Here is a 3,799-nt window from a genome sequence, read left to right as displayed (position 1 = left end):
ACAGCCCCCCGCGCCGCGCCTCCCGCACCCGCACCCGCACCCGCACCCGCACCCGCACCCGCCGAGATGGCAACTCTCGGCTGCGGGCACGCGCCCCACGACAGCCGAGAGTTGCCATCTCGGCGAGGGCCGGCGGCCCGCGGGTCCCGGGTCGTGGGGCCGGGGGCGGGGCTAGGGTCGAGGGGTGCTCGCCGCGATGGTCACCCGGTTCTCGCCCGACGACCCCCTGGCGGGGCTGACCGTCGGGGAGCACCCCGATCCCGAGGCCCGGGAGCACTGGACGACCGTCGACGTGCGCGCCGCGGCCCTGAACCAGCACGACCTGTGGTCGCTGCGCGGTGTGGGCCTGAAGCCCGAGCAGCTGCCGATGGTGCTCGGCACCGACGGCGCGGGCGTCACCGCCGACGGCCGGGAGGTCGTGCTGCACGCCGTGATCGGCGGCGCGTCCGGCCACGGCGTCGGGCCCGCGGAGCCGCGCTCGTTGCTGTCCGAGCGGTACCCGGGCACGATCGCCGAGCGGGTCGCCGTCCCCACGTGGAACCTCGTCGCCAAGCCCGCGGAGCTGTCGTTCGTCGAGGCCGCGTGCGTGCCGACCGCCTGGCTCACCGCGTACCGGATGCTGTTCGGCACCGGCCGCGCGCAGCCCGGGCAGCGGGTGCTGGTGCAGGGCGCGGGGGGCGGCGTGGCCACCGCCGCGATCCGGCTCGCCGCGGCGGCCGGCCTCGAGGTCTGGGTGACCAGCCGGGACGAGCGCCGCCGGGCGCGGGCGCTGGAGCTCGGCGCGGCGGGGGCTGTCGGCGCCGGCGAGCGGCTGCCGGTCCGCGTCGACCTCGTCGTCGAGACCGTCGGCGCCGCCACCTGGTCGCACTCGGTGCGCTCCGTGCGGCCCGGCGGGACGATCGTCGTCGCCGGCGCCACCACCGGGGACCCCGCCGCGATGGAGATCCAGCGGGTGTTCTTCCTGGAGATCGCGGTGCTCGGCGCGACGATGGGCAGCAAGCAGGACCTGGAGCAGCTGCTCGCGTTCCTCGCCCGCACCGGCGTCCGGCCGGTCGTCGACTCGACCGTCCCGCTGGCCCGGGTCGGCGAGGGCCTGGCACGCTTGGCCCGCGGCGAGCAGTTCGGCAAAGTCGTCGCGGAGGTCTGACGGCCTGCGGGGCCGACGAGGGGGCGCGATGGCCGGCCGGTGGCAGAGGGACGTCCTGGGCGAGGACTACCGCGTGCGGACGCTCGACCTCGCGCCCGACGACGAGGGCGAGGTCGTCGCCAGCCTCGTCAGGTACGCGCCGCCGACGCCCGAGCGGCTGCGCCCCTCCCGCGCGGTGCTGTACCTGCACGGCTGGTCCGACTACTTCTTCCAGACCGGGCTCGCCGAGTTCTGGCACGCCCAGGGTGCCGCGTTCTACGCGCTCGACCTGCGCAAGTACGGGCGCAGCCTCCGACCGCACCAGACGCCCGGGTACGTCGACGACCTGCGGACCTACGACGAGGAGATCGAGGCCGCGCTCGACCAGGTGCACCGCGACCTCGGCCGGTTCGCGCGCGTGATGCTGATGGGCCACTCGACCGGCGGGTTGATCGCGTCGCTGTGGGCGAACCGGCACCCCGGGCGGCTGCACGGGCTCGTGCTCAACTCGCCGTGGCTCGAGCTGCAGGGCGCCGCCCTGGTGCGGCACATCAGCGCCCCCGCGGTCGCCCGGCTCGCCCGGCTGCAGCCGAAGGCGCCGCTGCCCAACATCGACCCCGGCTACTACGCCCGCACGCTGCGCGTCGCCGACGGCGGCGAGTGGACCTACGACGACACCTGGCGGCCGGTGCCGTCGTTCCCGGTGCGGGCCGGCTGGCTGGCGGCGATCCTGGCCGGGCACGCCGAGGTGGCCCGCGGGCTGCACATCCGGGTGCCCGTGCTGATGCTCGCGTCCGACCGGACCGTGATCAGCCCCCGGTGGAGCGAGGACATGCGCGCCGCGGACGTGGTGCTCGACGTCGAGCTGCTGGCCCGGCGCGCCGTGCAGCTCGGCCCGGTGGTGTCGGTCGTGCGGATCGCCGGCGGGCTGCACGACCTCACGCTGTCGCCGGCCCCGGTACGGGCGCGGCTGTACGCCGAGATCAGCCGGTGGGCGGCGGCGTACGGCTGGTCGTGAGGGACCGCGGCGGCGCGGGGGCCGTCAGGCGCCGACGGCCTCGCCGAGCGTCGGGCCGTCCTCGCCGAACCGCCACACCCGCCAGCCGTCGGCGGGCCGCTCCAGGTCGGCGGCCGCGGTCGCGGCGCTGCTCGGGTCGGCGTGCACGCTGCCGTCGGCCAGCTCGATCAGCCCGTCCACCCGCAGCGTCGCCACCAGCCGCTGGTTGCGGCGCACCCGGTGCCACACCAGCTCGAGGTCGCGGCGCTCGGCGGCGGCCAGCGCCTCCAGCTCGGGCAGCGGGTCGGCCGCGTCGCCGTCGCGCGGCGCCGGGACGTCGGCGACGACCGGCGGGATCAGCGTGGTCTCGTCGGTCCGCGGCGTCGGGCGCGGCTCGGGCGCGGGTGCGGCGTGCCGGTGGTGCTCGGCGTCGTCCGGGCGGACGACCGGGGTCGGGTCGGTCGCGGCGACGCCCCGCTGGGTGCCCGAGGCGGCCGTGCGGCCGGCGGTCACCGGCACCGCGCCGGTCCGCGGGCCCGGCTCGACGGCGCGGCGCTGGCCGGGGGTGGTGCGCAGCGGGGACACGTCGACGTAGCGGCGACCGCCGGGGCCCTGGGTCACGCCCAGCCGCAGCACCTCCACCCCGCCGCCCGCCGTCACGTGGTCGACGGCCTCGAGCACGTCCTCCGCGACGTCGGCGCACACCACGACGAGCCGGGCGCCCGGCGGCACCGGCCGCTGCGACTGCAGCACCGGCGCACGGTCCCGGAACACCGCGAGGTCCGCCTCGAACGCCTCCGGCCCGCCGCGGTACATCCGCGCGAGCTCGGCACGGCTCAGCCGGGCCGCGCCTCCCGCGTGCCGCAGCGCTCGCACCAGGCCGGCCTCGTCCAGCAGCTGCACGACCTCGACCACCACGGGCCGCGCGCCCGCGTCCAGCGCCAGCAGGTGCGGGCCGCCACCGGCGCCCTCGCGGACGGGCAGCACCTGCTCGCCCAGCAGCTCCGACACGTGCCCGGTCACCAGCGCGGACGAGTCGGACTCGAACGCGTCGGCCCGGGGCCGCATCGGCTGGACGAGGGTCCCCTGGCCGCCGTCGAGCTCGAAGATCGCCATCAGTCCGCTGCATCCCTTCCCGCGGCCCCCTGCCGGGCCGGCCCACCGCGCCGCACGCGCCGCTCGGCACCCGGCACCGCCGGGCGCTCCACCCCGCGGAAGTCTCCCACCCCGTGGACCGCGCCGGTCCCCGGGCTCACCCATCTGCACGAGATGTCCACGCCGACGTGCCCGGCACCGGGGCCGGACGCGCACGCCGTCACGCGGACAGGTGCTCCTCCAGCCGCTCGACCTTGCCGGTCAGCTCACCCGTGCGCCCCGGCCGGATGTCGGCCTTCAGCACCAGGCTCACCCGGCCGGCGTGCCGGCCGACCGCCTCGGACGCCCGCCTCACGACGTCCATGCACTCGTCCCACTCACCCTCGATCGTGGTGAACATCGCGTCGGTGCGGTGCGGCAGGCCGGACTCCCGGACGACGCGCACCGCGTCGGCCACGGCCTCGGTCACGGACTCACCCGCACCGAGCGGGGACACGGAGAACGCCACGAGCATGCCTCCCACCCTGGTGCACGGGGCGGGGGTCCGTCCAGCCCCGGACGGGCGCGGGGGCACACGGTAG

General features: G+C 77.5%; 4 protein-coding genes. 2 read left to right on the top strand and 2 right to left on the bottom strand.

The genetic code is table 11. From position 1 onward, the window contains the following. Positions 1–184 precede the first annotated feature (184 nt). Both MHY85_RS20495 and MHY85_RS20490 read left to right on the top strand, forming a co-directional pair. Entirely contained in the window at positions 185–1,147 is a 963-nt protein-coding gene (locus tag MHY85_RS20495) for a zinc-binding dehydrogenase (protein ID WP_239200199.1), read from the top strand. Positions 1,148–1,175: 28 nt separating this feature from the next. Further along, on the top strand, positions 1,176–2,144 hold the full coding sequence (locus tag MHY85_RS20490) for an alpha/beta hydrolase (RefSeq protein WP_239200196.1): 969 nt from the start codon (positions 1,176–1,178) through the stop codon (positions 2,142–2,144). A 24-nt stretch (positions 2,145–2,168) separates the two neighbouring features. Here MHY85_RS20490 and MHY85_RS20485 read toward each other — a convergent pair whose 3' ends face one another. Both MHY85_RS20485 and MHY85_RS20480 read right to left on the bottom strand, forming a co-directional pair. Continuing rightward, complete coding sequence (locus MHY85_RS20485; RefSeq protein WP_239200193.1) at positions 2,169–3,239, bottom strand: hypothetical protein; 1,071 nt, start codon at positions 3,237–3,239, stop codon at positions 2,169–2,171. 199 nt (positions 3,240–3,438) lie between these two features. Then, positions 3,439–3,732, bottom strand: coding sequence for an MTH1187 family thiamine-binding protein (locus MHY85_RS20480; protein ID WP_147795438.1), 294 nt, complete (start codon positions 3,730–3,732; stop codon positions 3,439–3,441). Between the last annotated feature and the right edge of the window lie 67 nt (positions 3,733–3,799).

It is taken from the genome of Cellulomonas sp. ACRRI (assembly GCF_022346185.1).
Taxonomy (GTDB): domain Bacteria; phylum Actinomycetota; class Actinomycetes; order Actinomycetales; family Cellulomonadaceae; genus Cellulomonas.
Note: the sequence above shows the minus strand (reverse complement) of the source record. Positions and strands in the feature narration are given on the sequence as shown.

Coding starts and splice junctions, on each gene's coding strand:
- MHY85_RS20490 (WP_239200196.1), top strand. CDS start 1,176: ATGGCCGGCCGGTGGCAGAGGGACGTCCTGGGCGAGGACTACCGCGTG.
- MHY85_RS20485 (WP_239200193.1), bottom strand. CDS start 3,239: ATGGCGATCTTCGAGCTCGACGGCGGCCAGGGGACCCTCGTCCAGCCG.
- MHY85_RS20480 (WP_147795438.1), bottom strand. CDS start 3,732: ATGCTCGTGGCGTTCTCCGTGTCCCCGCTCGGTGCGGGTGAGTCCGTG.